Source organism: Phormidium sp. CCY1219 (assembly GCF_055795085.1).
This window is the reverse complement of record NZ_JAYFEQ010000973.1, coordinates 1-18732: the sequence shown is the minus strand read 5'-3', so window position 1 is coordinate 18732 and position 18732 is coordinate 1. Positions and strand designations below refer to the sequence as shown.

The 18732-nt window shown below is 49.2% G+C and carries 10 protein-coding genes, 22 tRNA genes and 1 CRISPR repeat array; of the genes, 2 read left to right on the top strand and 30 right to left on the bottom strand.

All coding sequences use genetic code 11. The features are described 5' to 3' along the window. Nucleotides 1–1183 precede the first annotated feature (1183 nt). Nucleotides 1184–1882 carry a hypothetical protein gene (locus AC0QH1_RS31380; RefSeq protein WP_324635353.1) on the top strand — a complete coding sequence of 233 codons (699 nt, stop codon included), beginning with the start codon at nucleotides 1184–1186 and terminating at the stop codon, nucleotides 1880–1882. A 29-nt stretch (nucleotides 1883–1911) separates the two neighbouring features. Beyond that, nucleotides 1912–3611: direct repeats of the CRISPR family, unit length 37 nt; unit sequence TGTGCTCAACGCCTATCGGCAATCTGAGGTAAAGCAG. Between the two features lie 235 nt (nucleotides 3612–3846). Here the strand turns inward: AC0QH1_RS31380 and AC0QH1_RS31375 are convergent. The 28 genes from AC0QH1_RS31375 to AC0QH1_RS31240 form a co-directional block, all read right to left on the bottom strand. After that, the gene (locus AC0QH1_RS31375; RefSeq protein WP_324635352.1) at nucleotides 3847–4011 is read right to left on the bottom strand and encodes a hypothetical protein; all 165 of its coding nucleotides are present in this window, start codon (nucleotides 4009–4011) and stop codon (nucleotides 3847–3849) included. Between the two features lie 487 nt (nucleotides 4012–4498). Next, nucleotides 4499–4765 (bottom strand): HNH endonuclease, encoded by a 267-nt coding sequence (locus AC0QH1_RS31370; RefSeq protein ID WP_324635351.1) that lies wholly within the window; start codon nucleotides 4763–4765, stop codon nucleotides 4499–4501. A gap of 87 nt (nucleotides 4766–4852) precedes the next feature. Further along, nucleotides 4853–6286, bottom strand: a complete 1434-nt coding sequence (locus AC0QH1_RS31365; protein WP_324635350.1) for a vWA domain-containing protein — start codon at nucleotides 6284–6286, stop codon at nucleotides 4853–4855. Between the two features lie 291 nt (nucleotides 6287–6577). Continuing rightward, nucleotides 6578–6653, bottom strand: a tRNA-Leu gene (locus tag AC0QH1_RS31360). 121 nt (nucleotides 6654–6774) lie between these two features. Next, nucleotides 6775–6838, bottom strand: a tRNA-Ile gene (locus AC0QH1_RS31355). Nucleotides 6839–6920: 82 nt separating this feature from the next. Then, a tRNA-Asn gene (locus AC0QH1_RS31350) sits at nucleotides 6921–6996 on the bottom strand. Nucleotides 6997–7235: 239 nt separating this feature from the next. Then, nucleotides 7236–7436 (bottom strand): hypothetical protein, encoded by a 201-nt coding sequence (locus AC0QH1_RS31345; protein ID WP_324635349.1) that lies wholly within the window; start codon nucleotides 7434–7436, stop codon nucleotides 7236–7238. Nucleotides 7437–7510: 74 nt separating this feature from the next. Then, a complete protein-coding gene (locus AC0QH1_RS31340; RefSeq protein ID WP_324635348.1) occupies nucleotides 7511–7849 on the bottom strand; it encodes a hypothetical protein in 339 nt (112 codons plus the stop codon). 55 nt (nucleotides 7850–7904) lie between these two features. Then, nucleotides 7905–8864 (bottom strand): GNAT family N-acetyltransferase, encoded by a 960-nt coding sequence (locus AC0QH1_RS31335; protein WP_324635347.1) that lies wholly within the window; start codon nucleotides 8862–8864, stop codon nucleotides 7905–7907. Between the two features lie 319 nt (nucleotides 8865–9183). Then, nucleotides 9184–9256, bottom strand: a tRNA-Lys gene (locus tag AC0QH1_RS31330). A gap of 46 nt (nucleotides 9257–9302) precedes the next feature. Continuing rightward, nucleotides 9303–9374, bottom strand: a tRNA-Asn gene (locus AC0QH1_RS31325). 185 nt (nucleotides 9375–9559) lie between these two features. Then, nucleotides 9560–9645, bottom strand: a tRNA-Ser gene (locus tag AC0QH1_RS31320). A gap of 7 nt (nucleotides 9646–9652) precedes the next feature. Next, nucleotides 9653–9727: transfer RNA gene (locus AC0QH1_RS31315), tRNA-His, on the bottom strand. 6 nt (nucleotides 9728–9733) lie between these two features. After that, nucleotides 9734–9807, bottom strand: a tRNA-Ala gene (locus tag AC0QH1_RS31310). 328 nt (nucleotides 9808–10135) lie between these two features. Next, nucleotides 10136–10209: transfer RNA gene (locus AC0QH1_RS31305), tRNA-Arg, on the bottom strand. A 77-nt stretch (nucleotides 10210–10286) separates the two neighbouring features. Continuing rightward, nucleotides 10287–10359 (bottom strand) — tRNA-Leu (locus AC0QH1_RS31300). A gap of 84 nt (nucleotides 10360–10443) precedes the next feature. Further along, nucleotides 10444–10520 (bottom strand) — tRNA-Leu (locus AC0QH1_RS31295). 93 nt (nucleotides 10521–10613) lie between these two features. Next, a tRNA-Gln gene (locus tag AC0QH1_RS31290) sits at nucleotides 10614–10689 on the bottom strand. Nucleotides 10690–10694: 5 nt separating this feature from the next. Further along, a tRNA-Gln gene (locus tag AC0QH1_RS31285) sits at nucleotides 10695–10770 on the bottom strand. 10 nt (nucleotides 10771–10780) lie between these two features. Beyond that, nucleotides 10781–10877 (bottom strand) — tRNA-OTHER (locus AC0QH1_RS31280). Between the two features lie 6 nt (nucleotides 10878–10883). Then, nucleotides 10884–10973 (bottom strand) — tRNA-Ser (locus AC0QH1_RS31275). Between the two features lie 46 nt (nucleotides 10974–11019). Continuing rightward, nucleotides 11020–11106: transfer RNA gene (locus AC0QH1_RS31270), tRNA-Ser, on the bottom strand. Nucleotides 11107–11110: 4 nt separating this feature from the next. Further along, nucleotides 11111–11197 (bottom strand) — tRNA-Tyr (locus tag AC0QH1_RS31265). Between the two features lie 16 nt (nucleotides 11198–11213). After that, nucleotides 11214–11288 (bottom strand) — tRNA-Trp (locus tag AC0QH1_RS31260). A gap of 6 nt (nucleotides 11289–11294) precedes the next feature. Further along, a tRNA-Ile gene (locus AC0QH1_RS31255) sits at nucleotides 11295–11367 on the bottom strand. An 11-nt stretch (nucleotides 11368–11378) separates the two neighbouring features. Continuing rightward, nucleotides 11379–11452: transfer RNA gene (locus AC0QH1_RS31250), tRNA-Cys, on the bottom strand. A 6-nt stretch (nucleotides 11453–11458) separates the two neighbouring features. Continuing rightward, a tRNA-Glu gene (locus AC0QH1_RS31245) sits at nucleotides 11459–11531 on the bottom strand. 46 nt (nucleotides 11532–11577) lie between these two features. After that, a tRNA-Asp gene (locus tag AC0QH1_RS31240) sits at nucleotides 11578–11652 on the bottom strand. Nucleotides 11653–12179: 527 nt separating this feature from the next. On the opposite strand from AC0QH1_RS31240, the gene AC0QH1_RS31235 reads away from it, so the two are divergent. Beyond that, nucleotides 12180–12836 (top strand): glutathione S-transferase family protein, encoded by a 657-nt coding sequence (locus AC0QH1_RS31235; protein ID WP_324635346.1) that lies wholly within the window; start codon nucleotides 12180–12182, stop codon nucleotides 12834–12836. Between the two features lie 217 nt (nucleotides 12837–13053). Here the strand turns inward: AC0QH1_RS31235 and AC0QH1_RS31230 are convergent, their stop codons facing one another. Continuing rightward, nucleotides 13054–13962, bottom strand: a complete 909-nt coding sequence (locus AC0QH1_RS31230; RefSeq protein WP_324635345.1) for a GNAT family N-acetyltransferase — start codon at nucleotides 13960–13962, stop codon at nucleotides 13054–13056. 189 nt (nucleotides 13963–14151) lie between these two features. Further along, nucleotides 14152–18282, bottom strand: coding sequence for a cadherin domain-containing protein (locus AC0QH1_RS31225; RefSeq protein WP_324635344.1), 4131 nt, complete (start codon nucleotides 18280–18282; stop codon nucleotides 14152–14154). Nucleotides 18283–18732: the final 450 nt, after the last annotated feature.

Genomic DNA, 18732 nt, shown 5'->3' with positions numbered 1-18732 from the left:
CCTCGTAGGGCTTAGGCTGGTCAGCTACCTAAAGTCAGGGGCTAGAAGCCCCGTCTCTTTAGAGCGGGGTGCTGACCTCGTTCTCTGTCTAAAGACATAGATAGTTACTTAACTTCACGTTACTACACCATTTGTAATATTGTGATGCGCCAGAAAGATATTTACATAAAAATTTGTTATCTGCATGATTACTTTTATTTATCTATATAATATTCGCTTAGTTTGCATATTTGTAAGGTTATAGAAATATGTACTCGGGCAAAAATAATTGCAGCGGGTAGGGTAGGCAGAGCCATTTTCGGAAGTGCCTCGCGCCCCGGAAGTTCTCGTGCCTGGCCACCCTACAAACCTCAAAAATCGATGTGCAATTTATTTTGCATGACTGCTTAGAATAATTCTGGATGCTGGCGCGGAAATAACTGGCTGAAGCCATAAGAAAGCGTGGCAGTTATTTTAAACCCTTATTCATTAATTCCCAATTCCGCCCTCGCACGCCTACTAAAACATAGGAAAACCTTTGCTCGGTGGAGGTAAAAGAGTTTTTTTCGGTTGTTTTTATACTCAGGTATGAGGAAGATTCACCCACCGAAAATCATGGATAATAGGAACATTAAAGGTGGTTTTAGGCACTAAGAAAATGCCAATTTGTCTCTCAATTGGTAGAAATAAAGTTAAAATTGATTATGCAGTTTAAGTGAAAAATAGCGGTTTGGCTGCGGCGATCGCTTTACCGCTTGACCCCCACAAATGTAGGAACAGCTTGTAGCATCATTTGTAGCAGTTGACAAAAAATGTAAATTTCAATACTATGGTAAAATATGCCTGAATTATTGCCAGCAGCTCAAACCCAGAGAAAGACAAAAGGGTCGCTTTGGACAAAACTGCCTTACAGAGAGAATTTCCATAATTTCGTTTTCTGGCTATATACCGATTGAGCGGGAAAATAAAGCCGGAAACCGGGGGTAAGGCGCATTAATTTGGCGATTTGAGTGAATTTCTATAAACCGATATAGGCAAAAAACGATAGAACGGAGGGGGCGCTGAGGGGAGGGAGTGGGGAAATCGGCGTGTGGGGGAGAGTTTTGGCGCGGCGATGACTGAAGCGGCGTACAGATGCAATAATGCACTTGTGGCACGCCCCGTGTCGGTAAAGAGGAACGAGTGTGGAATCTGTGAAGTGAAGATGCCAGCCAATCGCCAAATGAACCGTGGCTCCATCGAGAGCGATCGCGCGGAGTCGAACACCAGCTTGGAATCGCGCTTGATGATTGTGGTGCCCATAGTGGTGGGCGCGACCATCATCTTATCCGCGTGGCGAATGTTGCTGGGCGTCGCCGTCATCTCTGGGGTGGGATGGGCGTGGAAATCCTATCTGCAAAAGCAGCAGCAGCGACAGGCGCATCTGAATTCGGTGTTTTATCGGTTAATCCAAGAGAACGAAGGGCGTCTGACTGCATTGGACTTCGCCATGCAAGCGGGAGTGGAAGGGAAGGAAGCGCAGGAATATTTGGACAAACAGGCGCAGGAGTTTGCGGCGGGATATGAAATTACCGACAATGGCGGGATGGTGTACTGCTTTTCCACGATTCAAATGCCGCAATCCTACCAAACTCTAGAGGTAGAGAGTGCGCCAGTATTGGCAGAGTCGGAAACCCTCGCCCCACCCCCAACCCCGAACACCCCATCGGTGACGTTACCGCCGCCATTGAATCAATCGCAATTAGCCGCTAGGTTGGGCGTGCATCCGACAACGGTGAGCAAGAATAAGAAGAAAGCGGATTTTTTGGATTGGAGTTGTCAGAAGGATCCGGAGGGGTTGGGGTGGACTTATGCCCCAGGAACGAAGAAATTTTTTGCGATCGCGCCGGGGGAAGGGGATTAAATTGGGGAGCACCCGCAACCCACGTTTATCGCACTCAACGCCTATCGGCAATCTGAGGTAAAGCAGGGCTTTTCTTCGAAAAAAACCTGCTTTTGCAGGTTCTGTGCTCAACGCCTATCGGCAATCTGAGGTAAAGCAGTGTACTTGCCCACTGGTTGTATTGGCTGTAGACAGGTGCTCAACGCCTATCGGCAATCTGAGGTAAAGCAGTTCGGGTGATTGCTGACCATATGTTTTCCTCGCTAGTGCTCAACGCCTATCGGCAATCTGAGGTAAAGCAGGACTCAAATTTAATCCCCGCCGCTGTGATTTTGATCGGTGCTCAACGCCTATCGGCAATCTGAGGTAAAGCAGGCCGAAACGTTCTGGCTGAATATCGACGAAATCCACGAAGCTCAACGCCTATCGGCAATCTGAGGTAAAGCAGAGAATCTCCTTAAGGTTGTGTTTGTTCGTGATTTTTCGTGCTCAACGCCTATCGGCAATCTGAGGTAAAGCAGGCTTCGGGAGAGACGGAACGGGCGTAATACTTGAATCGTGCTCAACGCCTATCGGCAATCTGAGGTAAAGCAGATCTTAAGCAAAAAGCACGGAACGACTAAACAATGTGCTCAACGCCTATCGGCAATCTGAGGTAAAGCAGACTTTTTAGAGCAGTAGCTAAATTTTGTTGGAGATTATGTGCTCAACGCCTATCGGCAATCTGAGGTAAAGCAGCCGTTGAACCTATTTTTGAAACCATTACAAATGAATTGTGCTCAACGCCTATCGGCAATCTGAGGTAAAGCAGTTGGGATAGAGCAAATCAATTCCAGTTCCCCAGAATTGTGCTCAACGCCTATCGGCAATCTGAGGTAAAGCAGTATTCAATACGCCAGCTACTGCGTCCTTCACCGTAGTGTGCTCAACGCCTATCGGCAATCTGAGGTAAAGCAGAAAATACCTAGCTGAATTCCATGTTTTGCTTTTTTGTGCTCAACGCCTATCGGCAATCTGAGGTAAAGCAGCTATAACAAATTCCTTCTGCATCGGATGGAACACCTGCTCAACGCCTATCGGCAATCTGAGGTAAAGCAGAGTCAACAATTACAAGATTTAGTGTTTGTTTTAGAATGTGCTCAACGCCTATCGGCAATCTGAGGTAAAGCAGTTTGAGAAAGATTGCCCCAGACTTGACGTTTAATCTGTGCTCAACGCCTATCGGCAATCTGAGGTAAAGCAGGTTTTAGAGCTTTTAGTCTTCAGGTCTTCAGAATCTAGTGTGCTCAACGCCTATCGGCAATCTGAGGTAAAGCAGTCCTACAGCGTTAGCGGACTTAGGGGTTGCCCACGAGTGCTCAACGCCTATCGGCAATCTGAGGTAAAGCAGGCCGTCGTAGTGCCAAAAGCTTGCGTGTAGTAAAGTGTGCTCAACGCCTATCGGCAATCTGAGGTAAAGCAGTCTGATGAAGCAGACCTAAAGCACTTTCGCCCTTTGTGCTCAACGCCTATCGGCAATCTGAGGTAAAGCAGCTCAGAGACTTGGGACAGTTTGAGTATTCAGGGGAAGGTGCTCAACGCCTATCGGCAATCTGAGGTAAAGCAGCAGAAAAAACGCGCTTGCGTAGTTCAGTATGGGGCAGTGCTCAACGCCTATCGGCAATCTGAGGTAAAGCAGAGCACTTCAGCCCGAAACCCGCTCCCAGCAAGGAAAGTGCTCAACGCCTATCGGCAATCTGAGGTAAAGCAGCGCACAAGCCCAATCCCCTAAATGGGAAGTACTCTAAGAAGATTTTACAAGCACCTACCGCCAAAATGCAAGAGAGTGGTTGAACTTTCCCAAAATCGACCATTTGCTTCTCGCTCAAACCCTTACCCTGGCTTAATTCTAGCAAAATTCAAGCACCTAGTCAAGTCGAAAAATGTCCCCAACCTTCCTGTAGCGGGAGTTTTCGGCATTTCAGACGGGGGAAGTTTCCGCACAATCACAGGTGCTTGCTCGATCGCAGTTTTCCATGAGTCAGGGGTTCTCCGGCAGATCGGGTAAAATGGGCCAATGCTGGGGCGCGAATCCCCCACTGGATGACTCCCCCCTCCCGCCATCCACCCCCGCAACTGCGATCGCGCTTCCGGGGCGAAATTTTTGCCATAAAAAAAAGACGAGAGTCTGCGGTGACTCCCGTCTGTCGCGGAGCATGTTTGAAAACGCGCATAGTTGTACTTACGCGCCGCTAGAGAAATATCCAGAATCAACGGGTCAACCGCTCAGTGGCGACAAAACCCGCTATAGTGTTGTCGCCTTCTCAACCCCACAGCACTACCGCACGGATCTTACGGGTAGGCTGGGCAACGAGTTGCCTACCCGTACATGTCGTGCGATCGCAGTTGTCCGAAATTACTTTTCGATTCCCGCTCAAAGGGGAATGACAAATGAGGGCAGCATACCTTAGCCAGACCGAAACCCTGCTATATATATGGCCGCATCTTCTCCCATTCTATTTTTTTAATAACATAAAAACAAAATTTTGTCAAGGTTTTTTTGCAAAAAAGTAGCAAAAAAAATGGGTAGGGAGCCGGCGATCGCAGCAGTGTGGATTGCGCCCCAAGGGAGAAGAACGCTCGCCCAACTGCAACCGATCAAGCGCGGCGATGAACTTTAATGCGTTTATCGGATTTTTGCTTTCGCACCCAGGCGAGGAATTTCTTCATCTGCGGTTCAGCTTGCAGTTTTTCCACCGTATTCAGTTCCCGTGCCAACCGCGCGTTATCAAAAAAAGCGTGAATTTGGCGATGACAGGGGGAACAGATATCAATCGTCGGTCTTTTCGCCCCATTTTTTTGCTTGGGAATCAGGTGATGAACCGTGAGTTTATTGACTTCTCTTTCGCAGAGTTTGCAGTACATAAATTCGGAATAACTAAACCTTCAACGAGGAGTTATCCAGGGATTCCGGGGAATCGCATAGGGTACGCCGCAGCGCACCCTACCCGATTATTTATCCTCTCTTACCGGCAGCGGAATTTCCATAATTTCCATTAACAAATCCAGTCGCGAGGGACGAGACAGCAATGGCACCAAATTGGGCAAGGAATAGTAGTCGCCGCCGAAGGTAAAGGTTTCCACCGGAGCCTGTTTTTGCTTCAATTGGGTTTCCACCCAAGTATAGAATCTCCCCACTCTGACAATAATAACATTTGGCAGAGCGCCCATTTCGCGGCAGTAGGTTTGATAGGCGTCGGGGAAATAGGGGCTGCTGTTTTCACCTTCATCAGTGACGAGGATGATTTGCTCCACCTGCTGTTTTTTCCGGCGCAGGGCTTCTACCGCACAACCGATACTGGTTCTGCCCCCCGCTTTGATGTGCTGGAACGCTCGTTCCCAGTCGCTCAATTCGCTGCCCTTGGCGGTGACGGGATAGGGCATGGTATCGAAAGCATAAACGTAGAGTTCTGCTTCGGAAATGCCGGAAATCATGGCGGCGAGGCGCTTTCCGACTTCTAGGGCTTTGTCCATCGACCCGGATTTATCCACCAGCAAGGCGGTGGGTTTTTTAATTTTACCGCGCTTTTTCACTTGTTCGTTGGTAATTTGTTCCAACTGAGCGGTGGTGTCGGTGTCGAGTTGGGCGGCGTCGGAGGCGATGCGCGCTTTGTAGGCGGAGACGCGATCGCTGGTTTGGGCGTCTTTCAGCTTTTGCTCGATGAGAGCTTTCACTTCCGGATGTTCCATCGCACCGCGCCCTTGCAAGGATTTGAGGTTATTGATGACCTCTTGCGGGGACATGGAATTAATCAGCGCCACCAGAACTGTGGGCGTGAGCTGCTTTACGGTGCCGATCGCGATCGTGTAGGGGATATTGTGTTCTACAATGAGCGCTGCTTGTTCCGCCGGAGATGCCGCCTTTGCCAGTTGCTTGACGAGGTAGGCGAGACTGCCTTCTGGCGGGGTTTCTTTGAACAGGATGGCATCGGCGCGCGGGTTGGGTTTGATATGTAAGGTGGCATAGAGGTGTTTCATTGCCTTGCGGTTGCGAAGTGCGGCGCGATCGAAGAAGTTTGTATTTTTTTCGCGATCGCGCAGATATCGCGTCACCGCCGTGCGCGCGCAACGGGGCACTTTGTGGCGATGTTGCTTCATAAAGTCTACCACCCGCCCCACCTGATAAGGGGGCAACTTTTGCAGCAGCACGAATCCCGCATCCCGGTGTTCCGTCAGGGGACTGGTGAGCAGATTTCCCACAAACACCTCTTTGTGGTCTCGCACGTCCCCATTTTGGTAATACCAAGCGCCCAAATGACCGTAAAACAACGGATCGATTTCTACCATTATTTGGTGTAATTCTGCCACTTCTTCCAGCTTGCGGTGTGGCGTCGTCAACAAGCTATTCAGCATTTCCAGCCGCAAATCGCGTTCTGCTGCATTCATAGACTCTCTCCTTGTTTAAATCAATGCTTCGCTATCTCGCGTTTATACGAGATAACCGCTCTTTCAAAAAAGGCAGATATCGCACGCGCGGCTCGATAACAAGTGCCGCGCAAGTGAGGGGGGCATTGGCCTGCTATTGACAGTTCAGGCTTGCAGCGCTTTCTCCAAAGCGCACTGTGGTTTTGCGGAGTATGTAAGCCCCCCCGATAGGGGCGCGGCGACAACTGCAAGGCAGAAAAAATGGAGGGAATTGACATCAAAATAAACACTTCGCGCAAGTCGAAAAAGCCGTGGTTTCATACACAGGATTTGAACCTGCAATCACTTGAACCTAAATCAAGCGCTCTACCATTGAGCGAGTATGTAAGCTTTTTCGGTTAGGGCGCGAAGTGAAAGACTGCAAAGGATGAAATATTATAATATCCCGCACAAGTTGGTAAAGCTGAAGAACACTGGTGAGTTACCATTACTCTACAGCCCCAGGAAAGTGGGGCTGGTAGGACTCGAACCTACAATCTCCCGCTTATCAGGCGGATGTGTGTAAGCTTCACCCGTTAGGGCGCGGGATATTTTTTTAAAGCTTTCGGGTGGAATTAAAGGTTGAAAAAACACTTCGCGCAAGTCGTGAAAGCCGTGGTTTCATACAGGGGAATTGAACCCCCAACCTTTACCTTAACAGGGTAATGCTCTACCAATGAGCTAGTATGTAAGCTTTCCGCGTTAGGGCGCGAAGTGCTTTTTCAACCGTCCTGACAGATTCTTTCCCGCACAAGTCAATTAGGCTATTTCACAGTTTGCTCTAGCCAATTGAGCCACACCCCCATTCAAGGAGGTGGTAGGACTCGAACCTACATGTTTCTGGCGATAAACCAGTTGTGTGTAAGCTTAATCGGTTAGGGTGCGGGAAATTGAAAATTGAGAATTTGAAAACAGAAAGTATTGAAAAAAATTAACCGTAAACCGCTTCGGGACGAACGATTAAATCGCCGGAAGGGCGACGATCGCAGATGTAAGACTCGAAGCGATCGCGGTGGACATCAAAGTAGTGGGCGAGGCGTTCTTTGACAGCAGCATCGCTCATGCTAGCGCTGATGCCGAGTTGACGTTCCGTGACGTCATAAGAACGACCTTCAAAGCGAACGTGAACCATGCTGCTTCCTCCTTTTTAAGGGTTAGATTTTTGTGAAAATTTCCTGGCTTTCATCGAGCGATCGCCTTTTTTGGCTACAATAAAAAACGCCGTTCTAAATGATAAATATCATTCACGTGACGAATGGGTTCGACTCCGCGAACCGAGTGGGTTGAATTTAACCCTTCGGTGTTTGGATGGGGTCGATTGACCGCTAACTGCTGTTCGCGAGTGGCGGCTCGAGACTTGCGCCGCTGGCGCTGAAGCAGTGGGACGTAGAGTAACATCATAGCACCTCGATTGTTTGCGGGAGAATTCCCGCTAGACGCTTGTAAAAAGTCCCTCGTTGGATTCAGTTTTCCAGGTTCGGTCATGGCAGGAAACGAGCCGTTTTGGCGGCTGTTTTCCGTGCCATGTTTTAATGCTACACTCATACTACAGTTTTGTCAAGGGTTTGGAAAAAAATTTTTTCAGGGGGGTGCTGGGGGCTTACAACTCCTTCACTAAGGTAGTTTTGACGTACACTTTCCGGAAGCCGAGGGACTCGTAGAGGTGGAGCGCGCCGGTGGTGTTTTCGGCATCCACGGCGAGCAGTGCGCGATCGACTCCAGCGGCTTTTAACCGATGTAGTGCATCCAGGATCAGAGCGCTTGCGAGTCCCTGCTTGCGGAAGCCGCGCCGGGTACCGAGAACTACGAGCCAGCCTTCATTTCGCCCGCTTTGCTGGTTTTGTTCGGGGTTAATATAGCAATCGCAAAAGCTAGCGAATGTGCCATCGGGAGCGATCGCCACCCGATCGAACTCCGGGTTGTAGTACGGGTCTTTCAACTCGTGCTGTACGCGCTCGATCGTTAACTCGTAAAAACCCCAGTGGTCGATAAACGATTGATTGAACATCTCCACCCAAGCGTGCGGATGTTCCCCCTGAGTGCCCGATCGCAACGTATAGCCCGTCGGCAATTGAGGTTCGGGAATCGGATCGGCTAAAGAGCGAGCCATGCGAAAGAAATAGCGATCGCGAACATAGCCCAAGCGTTCGAGCAATGCGAGGCGAGTGCGATCGGTGTCGCGAGTGCCAGAGCGCAGCTTCACTCCCACGCCGCGCTCTCGGCTCACCTCGCGCATCCGCTTCTCACCCCAAGCGACGATTTGTTCTTCCAAATCGCCGCCCCTTGCCCGGGGGTGGACGCGGAACCACAAAGTACCGTCGAGAATATCTCCCGATGGCGGAATAAACAGTTGCCCAAACCCGATAAGCGCGGCATTGCTGTCGCACCACAGGCGAATATCCCGGTCTCGATCCACCGATGGCTGGTTGATTTCCTGTTGGAGTTGGGTGGTGGAGATAACTTCTTCCAGGCGATCGACCGCCTCACAGTCTTGGATTAAAGCAGCGATCGCCTGGATATCCCTCTCTCCCACATAGGAGCGCATGGTTAAAGTTGTCATAAATCACTCACAAGTCAAATAAAATTAGAATGGAATTTCGATCGAGAAAAGAAAACCAAAGAGATAAATTCATGGATTAACAATTTATTTTACCAGAACTTCTGCATATCCTTCACTCGTAGGGAGGGCAACAAGTTGGCCACCCTATAGGTCGTGCGGTCGTGCCGCCTCCCTACCTTTCAACGGAAGCTGGAGGAGTCGAACCCCTACGGTTTCTGGCCGTACCCCGGTTTTCAAGGCCGGTTGCCGTCCCATCAGCAGCAGCTTCCATCAATGACAGGGGAGGCGAACGTGGCCTAGATGCAGAGGTTGGCGAGAGAGGGAATGACAGGAATCGAACCTGCAACGAGGTGATTAAAAGTCACCTGCTCTGCCAATTGAGCTACATTCCCTTTTATACCTTGCTTGTGCCGCAGGCAACCCCGCGATACCAGCGAACTCCCCGGCTTGGACTCGAACCAAGAACCCTCCGGTTAACAGCCGGAAGCTCTACCATTGAGCTACCGAGGAATATACCCCCTGACCCGAGAAAGCCCAAGTCAGGGAAAGTCCCTCTGGATGGAGTCGAACCACCACAGCCGACGTTCGTAGCATCAGCCCCAAATCCGTTGGCAGAGGGAAATCCACCGGGGAGGTACTGCCCCTCCTATCGCCGCGTTATCAGCACGGTGCCTCACTTTTCGGCCTCCGGTGGTTGGCGGAAGATGGAGGAATCGAACCCCTACGGTTGCCCGTACCCTGGCTTTCGAGACCAGTTGCCATCCCGTTAGCAGCATCTTCCACTGAGGGGTGTCTGAGGAGACTCGAACTCCCTACTAACTAGCTTCACAGGCTAGGGTCTCGACCACTTCGACTTCAGACACCATCAGTGGAGCCAATGGGACTTGAACCCATGACCTCCTGCTTGCAAGGCAGGCGCTCTCGCCATCTGAGCTATGACCCCATGTGCGATATCGAGCTGAAACACTAAGTGCCGATCGCGCTGGCGTGCAAGTTAGAGGAGCATTTTCCGCGTGTTCTCAGCTACTAGAGGGACTCCACCGATGAGTTATTACACACTCTTTACAGGATGGCTACCGCTAAGCCCACCTCTCGGGTTCTTCGCACTCCTCGTTCCCACACGCCCACTGCATTTTCGCAGCGTTACCGTTCCTCTCGTACTCAGTATGTATGCTCCAAACGTTAGGGCACGCCACCGCGCGATCGCGCTGGAGCGATTGAGTTTAATGAATAACAGGGAAAGCAAACCTCCTTATTTTATCGATACCAAACGAGAGTGGTAGGACTCGAACCTACACCAGCCGATTTAGAAGATCGGTACTCTGTCCCGTTGAGTTACACTCCCTAGTTGCGATCGGGTTGCAGCAAGCCCGGAGCCTCTTCTGATTAGGCTACAGGGGCGCAACAGGGGCGATCGCGCCATGCCCCTGACAGGAGTCGAACCTGCAAAACACCGATTCTGAGTCGGCGACGTCTTCCGTTCCGTCACAGGGGCAAATTGAAAGGGTAATGCAACCCACGTAAGGGGGAAACTCGGTAATCAATCCAGGGGTTTAAATCCTGAATTTCATCCCCAGCATACTCCTGGCGGGAGTCGAACCCGCAACAAAAAACAGATTTTAAGTCTGCCGCGTCTGCCAATTGCGCCACAGGAGCGAGAAAAAGCTAGTTACCTTTAGTAAGGCTAAGCTCATAAAGCACTGTTTTTGAGACGATCGCCTCTTCCAATTGGGCTATAGGAGCGAGTATTGGCTGCCCCGCCAGGTTTCGAACCTGGACTCTCCTGCTTCAAAGGCAGGCATGTTACCAATTACACCACAGGGCACCTTGTGGATGCCGGGGTTGGGGTCGAACCAACCTCTCCGCGATTCAGAGTCGCGGTGACTTGCCACTCGTCCACCCGGCAATCAGACCAGCCCCCCAGGTTGGAATCGAACCAACCCCTTCCTGTTCTAAGTCCTTCAGACAGGCTTCGCCAAAACACAGGCGCTCTACCCACTGAGTTACCGGGGGATAATAAGGAGAGAGAGGGATTTGAACCCTCGTCGGATAGTTTGAACCCGAACGACCGTTCCAAGATCGCGCCTTCAACCACTCGGCCACCTCTCCCAGTGAAGTTTCGGAAAATTGCTACTCCTGTCATACAGGCAAAAAGCGGAGAGGGAGGGATTCGAACCCTCGACGGCTGTTAAACCGCTCTTTCTTAGCAGGAAAGCGCCTTAAACCACTCGGCCACCTCTCCAGAATGGGTCGGGAGGGACTCGAACCCCCAGGTTCAGCACAGAGGCACTTGATTTACACTCAAGCTCCGTCACCCATTTGGATACCGACCCTTAAAATTTGGAAATTTGGCGCGGGGACTGAGATTTGAACTCAGAATGCCAGTTTTGGAGACTGGAGTGTTGCCAGTTACACCATCCCCACAGGCGATCGCAGTGGCAGGAATCGAACCTGCATCAACCCAGTTATGAGCTAGGTACTTTAACCGTTAAGTTACACTGCGACATTTCACCAAGGCTGAGGTGAGATTTGAACTCACGCATAGAAGGTTTGCAGGCTTCCCCCTTCAACCGCTTGGGTACTCAGCCATGTCATAGCCCCAACGGGACTCGAACCCGTGTCTTCTGAGCGAAAATCAGAAATCCTTGACCGCTAGACGATGGGGCCATCTATAGGGCGTCCGCTGCATTTTCAGCATTGGAGAACCACTAAACGGGGAAGACGGGATTTGAACCCGCGACATCTTGTTCGACAGACAAGCGCTCTAACCAGACTGAGCTACATCCCCACGAAGTTGGTCTTGTATCTATTTGTCGTTTGGCAGGTTTGGCGGTTTACTCGGGGGGAATCCCTCGCGGGAGCGATATCCACCCCGATGAGTAAAAACCGCACTTGTCCAAACATCGATCGTATGGCCGTTTGTTTATTCAGTTTTCCTGGTTCGGTGTTGGGCATTGGGTGGAGCCGTTCGGTTCCTTTCCCTGTGCCTTACAATCACATACTACATGCATACTACAAACTTGTCAAGGGGTTGGAGCAAATTTTTTTAATTTTTTTTGAAAGGCACTCCCCGCAAGGGTTACAGGCCATAAATTTTCCGGCTTTGTCCCCGCAATTCCGCAAAACGGCTACATACTACAGAAAAAATTTTTGGGGGACGATCGCCCCTGACTCCTGGATCCAAATTGGCGATCGCGCCACTGTCGCCGCATACTACACACAGGTCAGCGCGAACCCAACCGACTCCCTGCTATATTGATAGCCACTCTGGCCCAGGCGATCTAAACTGATGATGTCCTCTGTGGAGTCTCGTCCATGCTGAAGTTGTACCATTTGCCGATTTCGTTCAACTCCCGCCGGGTTTGGATCTGCTTATTAGAGAAAAAACTAGACTTTGAACTCGTGGAGATGAAACTCGATGGCGATCAATACCAAAGCGAGTTTCTGAAAATGAACCCCTTTCACCACATCCCCGTTTTAGAAGTAGATGGATTTCCCATCATCGAGTCATTTGCCATCTTGGACTATTTAGAAACGAAATATCCCACCCCTGCCCTGTTGCCCACCAATCCAGAAGATTTGGCGATCGTGCGGATGGTGCAAATGGTGACATTAACCGAATTCATCCCGGCGATGACGCCTTTGCTGCGTCAGATGATGGGATTTGGGGAAGAAACCCCCGAGAAAATCGAGCAGTCTAAGGAAAAAATTGGGGTAGTGTTAAACTTTTTTGCCGAAAAACTCAGGCGTAGTCCCTACTTTGGCGGCGAACACTTGAGCTTAGCCGAACTGGTTGCGGGGACAGCGATTCCATTTTTGCCACAGATGGGAATTGAGATGGAAGACTATCCGAAAATCAAGGAATGGTGCGATCGCCTGATGCAGCGATCGAGTTGGCAAGAAACCCAACCCACACCCGAAGCGATCGCAGGCTTTAAAGCGCAAATGAAAGAATTGATGTCCAAAAGATAACCAGCTTTTGCCCGCCAGGGACTAAACTCCCTGGCTTCTCGAACGCCAGTCTTCGCGCAAGGGACTATAGCGGTTTTGTAGGAGGGATAGAATTGTTAATAGCGCGAGAAGTTTTGGCTTGCACGACGACAGTTTAGAAGACAGGAAGCCTGGAGAATTGCCAGGGCAGAAAAGGCGGAAAAATTCAGGCTGTAACCGAGATAAACCCCTTTAAAAATTATCCCAACCGCTTCACACAGCGGCGCGACTCAGACATTAATTCAGCATAGGGTTTAAAATAGCGATCGACGCAACGCAGCATGCCGATATTATTGCTTGCCACTGCTGCGGTGAAATAAGGGATATCCGCCGTTAATTGTCGCCTTACTGCTTCAGTGAGCAAGGCAAAACCGCGTCCCAACTTTTGAAACGGTTCTTCCACAAACATAGACGAATAGCGAATTGTATCCGGGGCAATACGATGGGCGATCGCCCATCCAATCACCTCGCCTTGATAGCGCAATCCCACACTATTGATAGGTTCCAAAGGCCCATCCTCAGTAAACGGACTCAAGGCATCGGGATATTTTTTTCGCTGGACAATCCGGGCTTTTTCTGCTTTGGTTAACTCCGTCCAAGGAAACACGGTAAACTGTTGCGGAAGACAGTATTTATAAACCCAAGGTGCCGATCGCAGTTTTTCGGCGGTGGTTTTAGTCAACACAAATTCAGTTTCCGGCGGTTGCCAACTTTGCTGGTGCAAAATCGGTTCTAACGCCGAATCCGTGAGGGAAGTTACGCGATATTTTAAAAACAATTCCGCACAGCTCAGCTTCGTTAAAGCGATTTCCATATAGCGCATTAACTGCGTACCAAGTCCCTGACGGCGATAGTTAGGTTTCACGAAAAAAGAAAGCACTTCAGCGCGAGTGACGTCCGGCATCAATTCTGCTAAAACAAAACCGACTCTTTCTTCATTTACCGAAACCGCCACCCCAGACAAAGGGCCGCGCTGCCGAAATTTTTGCCAGTGTTTTGTAATGCTGGGAAAAGTCAAATCCTCGAAGGCGAGGGAATTTGCAGGCGTTAAATTATAAACGAACTGATATTTGATGGAAGCCGGGGAAGCAGAAGTAGACTTTAGCATCGTTTTGCGGTTGTAGTTGAGGGAGAGAAATGACGTACCCTTTGATAATGCATACTGAATTCGGCAGGTAAAAGCTTTTTTCACTTAGCCCCCGTAGGCGGGCTTTGTAAGAGCTTTTGGTAGGATTAGTCTCGGGCGGGCTTTGTAAGTCTAGCCCCACCCGGGGAGGGTGGGGGGCTTTTGGATGGATTAAGCGATCGGAATCGAGAAGTCAAGAGTTGCGGTATTGAACCCACCGAGGGTAAAGCTATTATCGTACAAATCGAATCCACCTTGGGTGAGGTTCATATTTTCACTCCAAATCGGTCCAAATTCAGCACTATCCTCGTAGCTGAGCTTGAACAATCCAAAGTCAACAGAAACATCGTAGCCGGCTTCCCCTTCCAACGCCGTCAGCGGTATATCCAAATCGTAATCAATCGAGGTATTGCTGTTTAACTGAGGGGCGACATCCACAGTACCCGTAATATCCACCTGTCCGTCGCCATTGGTATCTTGGGGAGTAATTTGCAGATCTTGTCCCACGGTAAAGGGAACTGCACCCTGACCTTCCACATTCAGAGTTCCGGTCAAATTGTCAACCGTGAGGTCTAAATCCTGAACGAGAGAAAAATCGCTTTCGAATGCGGCATCAAACAGATTCCAATTGGCATAAGCAACGCCGAGATCTAGATTTCCCTCAATGACGTAATCCAGGGCTTCTGCGGCTTTACTCAAATAAGGGATATTCGATTCAGAAAGAGCCGTCAAGAACACTTTATCTAAGTCTAAGCTCGCATCTAAGACAACATCGCTCTTGCTACCGGAAAGGGTATTGCTGTTGATGCGATCGCCCTCAATTGAAATATCGGGAACGTAGCCGTGAATGTCGCCCCAACCGCCAGTTTCATAACCCAGCGAACCGAGAGAACCTAAGTCCACAGAAAAGTCATCGCTGTCAATTTCCTCAAAAGACACCGCTTGACCCGTGCTGTCGAATTGGAAATTAAACGATTCGTTGATGTCAATCTGACTGTAATCTTTGGTGTATTCACCAATCTTATAATCGAGAGTCACATATGCGCCGGCATAAATTTCAAACAAGAAATCCAGGTAAGCCGCCACCCGAGGTGTGGTGGTGTCAAAGGTAGCTTTATCTCCTAAAGAAAAGCCGGAAGAAATGGTAATCGTTTCCCCAGAAGAAATCGCTTCGGGAATATTCAACCATATATCCACGGGAAGTTCGGTATCAATCGTTCCTGCGTCGAGTTCGTAGCCTGCGCTTAACCCAATACCACCGTGAGTATCGGCACCAAGTTCGCCCAGGTCAAAGTCTACGGATGGAGAAATATCCCAACTAATTTTGTCCGTGCCAATCAAGTCTTGTAACGGCGACCAATTCCACTCTAATTGAGAAGTGCCGCTATCCCAGACGCTTTGACCCGTGCTAGAAAAATTCAAATTAAAGACAGACGGAGTGCCTTCATAATAACTGAGGGTACCATCCTCGGAACCTACGATTAAATCGAGATAGCCATCGTCGTTGACATCGGCAAAACTCGGATCGGCATAATTCCCCACATCGATGCTGTTAAATGGATTGTCGCTGCCGGTTTTTTTGTTGAAAGTGCCGCCATCGTTTTGGAAGTATTGAATCGTGCCATCTTTGACCCCAACAACTGCATCCAGGTCTCCATCATCGTCAATGTCGGCAAATGTTGCTGCTGGAACAAGAAAGTTTTGATTGTTCAGCGGGTTGTTGTTGTTGTCTTGGGTAAAAGTGCCGCTGTCATTGCGATAGTAGTTGACTGAATAGCTGCTGTCTTTTCCGGAAGAGACAAAGGCATCTAAGTCGCCGTCTTCGTCCATGTCGGCAAATTGGGGGTTAAAACCGTTAATGTCAGACAAGGGATTGGCACTGTCGGTTTTTTCGACAAAATGGCCGTTATCGTTTTGGTAGTAATGGATTGCATTGAAATTGCCAACAATGGCATCTAAATCGCCATCGTTATCGATATCGGCAAATGTCGGACTCGCACCCACGTCTTCTTCAAAATTTACATTTTTCAGCGGGTTCTGGGTTTGGCTGGGGACGAAGGAACCGTTATCGTTGCGGAAGTAGGCAACTGTGCCATCCAATCGCCCCACAAAGGCATCCATATCCCCATCGCGATCGATATCGGCAAAAGTGGGGTCGGAATTGGAACCAGTATCAATCGGACTAAAGGGACTTTCGCTGCCTTCTTGCTTGATAACATTGGTGAACTTGCTTTTTTCTAAAATGACCGTGACTTCATCGGTCAAACTGGAGTTGAAGCTGTCAGCAACTCGCACGGTTAAGTTATAGTCAGTGGCGTTATTCGAGCGCAATCCCACTGAATCTTCGATGACAATGTTTCCATCCGGCGTAATCCCAAAATAATTTTGACCCGTACCGCCGACAATGCTGTAAATCGGCGCTTGTTGTCCCACATTTTCGTCAAAGGCGGGAACTTGGGCGACGATGGTACCGTTATTGTTGTTTTCGTGGAAAATAAAGGTTTCGTCGTCATCGGTTTCAATTATCGGTGCTTCGTTCCCATCCATGACATCGATCGCCACCGTTGTTTCGGTGGTTTGTTTGCCTTCATCGATCGCCTTGACGGTGAGATTGTATGAATTCTGGGTTTCGTAGTCGAGTTTTTCACCATTGGCAATGGTAATTTCCCCGGTTAATTCGTCGATGGTAAACGCATCGGATTCGTTACCGCCGATAATTTTATAGGTGAGGGCGTCATTTTCCGGATCCGTCGCTTGGATAGTGCCTACAGAAACGCCATCGTGGGGATTTTCTTCAATACTGAAGGTGGAGTTACTGGCAAATTCGGGCGCTTCGTTCACATCGCCCACATTAATCGTCACTTGTTTGGTAATTGTTTGACCCGTGGCATCGATCGCCTCTACAAATAAGTAGTGCAACGACTGGGTTTCGCGATCGAGTTGGGTGCGATCGGCAACGGTAATCTCGCCCGTGAAGACATCGATCGCAAAAATTCCGTTCTCGTTCCCTCCAGTAATTTGATAGGGATTGCTGCTGGCGGGATTGGAAATGGCAACCGTTCCCACCACCGTACCATTGGCGCTATTTTCCTCAACGCCTAACCCCACACTAAAGATTAAACTCTCGAGCAAATCTACACTGGTAACGCCTTGCAACTGTGCCAAGTCCGTACCATTAAAAGAAAGTACGCCCGTAAGAGAATCGAAAGCAAATTGTTCCACAGAAGTGGCTTCCTCGAAGGCGGGAGCAATGACGATGCGATCGCCTTGCGCCGCATTAAAATCTTGGATCGTATCCACCCCTTCTGCCAATCCGCCAAATACAAAATAATCCGAACCCGCATCTCCAGACAGCACATCGCTGCCTTCTTTACCCACAATGACATCATCTCCTTCATTGCCAGAGATAATATCATCCTCCACATCTCCCACTAACAAATCATCCGTCGTTACCCCAACTAATTCTCCGGTAATGCTCAATTCCCAACTGCCTGCCTCAAACACGAAATAACTGGCATTTTCCGTGGTATGGCTGCCATCTTTATATTCCGCTTCTTCTAGAAAAGCGGTAAAATTGTTACTGCCTACATTGGTTATCCGAGTGGTAGAAGGATCGGCTCCATAGTAGGATAAGGTAGGCATGAAGATGACCGGATTGCTGTAGCTGTTGAGCAGATTAATGGTTTGGCTGTTGTGGTCTAAATTGTCAATCTGTCCGAATTCGCCAATAACCGTTCCGTTAACATCGCTCAGCACTCCTTCTCCTTCTAAGGCCAGAAAATTAACCTGCTCGTTTGCATGGCTGGTTTCAGTATCTTGACTTTGCTCTTCTTCGATTTTGACTTCTACCGTATCCATTCCCAAATTCCGGTAGCGCACCCCCGCCGGATCGATGCCATTATAGGTTGCCATTGCTGCCATAAATTGCGGCGCGGTGGCAAAGTCTGAGTCAAAAGTAATGCCAGAAAAGCTGTCATTGACGCTGGTTGCTGTTGCGCCTGCTTGAAATAAATGTCCGTTCCAATTCCCTTGACCGGGTTCTAGCGCCAACCAACCCACGGTTTCCGTAGCGTGACCGTTTTGCAGCGCTTCTTCTTCTTCCATTGCCAGGTTAAAGCCGGTGCTGCTGGCATTGTTTTGTCGGGTACGGACAAACTCTACCCCGTTATAAGTCTGCACCTGACTGAACACCACTGGGGTTTGGCTAAACGTTGAGGAAAGATTTACCGTTTCAAATCCCTCATTGGTCAGATTTGCGGTATTGAGTTTGCCGACTTCGAGAGTAACTGTATTGGTAGACATGACTCTAGAACGCCCTTGGCGTCCCCCCTTATGCTGTTAACTCCAGCATGGCCTTTATTTCCAGAACCGTAAATAAAGAAAAGTTGATAAAAGTTGATAGGTTTTGCAAACAAATGTAACCGATTGACGAGAGTTCTCGCTCAAAGTTGATAAAAACTCATAAAAGTTGATATTTTTAGGCGCACCCCTTGACACAATCTTACCGATATAGTAAAACTTGACTTTTCTGAAGCAGTCTATAGTCTTTCTCGGATTGATGTGGTACGTAGCCTTTTCTGTCATTACCGCGCTAGGCACCTCCGAAATGAAAAATTCTCTACCTTACTCATATGAAAAGATGATAACTATTCCGCTCATCGGAATAGTTTTTTCCCCATCCCGGGAATTGGACTAAGCATAAATAACTATTCCGCTCATCGGAATAGTTTTTTTCCATCCCGGGAATTGGAC

Bases quoted from the DNA above. Each gene is read 5' to 3' on its own strand.
- AC0QH1_RS31335 (WP_324635347.1), bottom strand. From the start codon at position 8,864: ATGACAACTTTAACCATGCGCTCCTATGTGGGAGAGAGGGATATCCAG.
- AC0QH1_RS31225 (WP_324635344.1), bottom strand. From the start codon at position 18,282: ATGTCTACCAATACAGTTACTCTCGAAGTCGGCAAACTCAATACCGCA.
- AC0QH1_RS31380 (WP_324635353.1), top strand. From the start codon at position 1,184: ATGCCAGCCAATCGCCAAATGAACCGTGGCTCCATCGAGAGCGATCGC.
- AC0QH1_RS31340 (WP_324635348.1), bottom strand. From the start codon at position 7,849: ATGAGTGTAGCATTAAAACATGGCACGGAAAACAGCCGCCAAAACGGC.
- AC0QH1_RS31365 (WP_324635350.1), bottom strand. From the start codon at position 6,286: ATGAATGCAGCAGAACGCGATTTGCGGCTGGAAATGCTGAATAGCTTG.
- AC0QH1_RS31230 (WP_324635345.1), bottom strand. From the start codon at position 13,962: ATGCTAAAGTCTACTTCTGCTTCCCCGGCTTCCATCAAATATCAGTTC.
- AC0QH1_RS31235 (WP_324635346.1), top strand. From the start codon at position 12,180: ATGCTGAAGTTGTACCATTTGCCGATTTCGTTCAACTCCCGCCGGGTT.
- AC0QH1_RS31370 (WP_324635351.1), bottom strand. From the start codon at position 4,765: ATGTACTGCAAACTCTGCGAAAGAGAAGTCAATAAACTCACGGTTCAT.
- AC0QH1_RS31345 (WP_324635349.1), bottom strand. From the start codon at position 7,436: ATGGTTCACGTTCGCTTTGAAGGTCGTTCTTATGACGTCACGGAACGT.
- AC0QH1_RS31375 (WP_324635352.1), bottom strand. From the start codon at position 4,011: ATGGCAAAAATTTCGCCCCGGAAGCGCGATCGCAGTTGCGGGGGTGGA.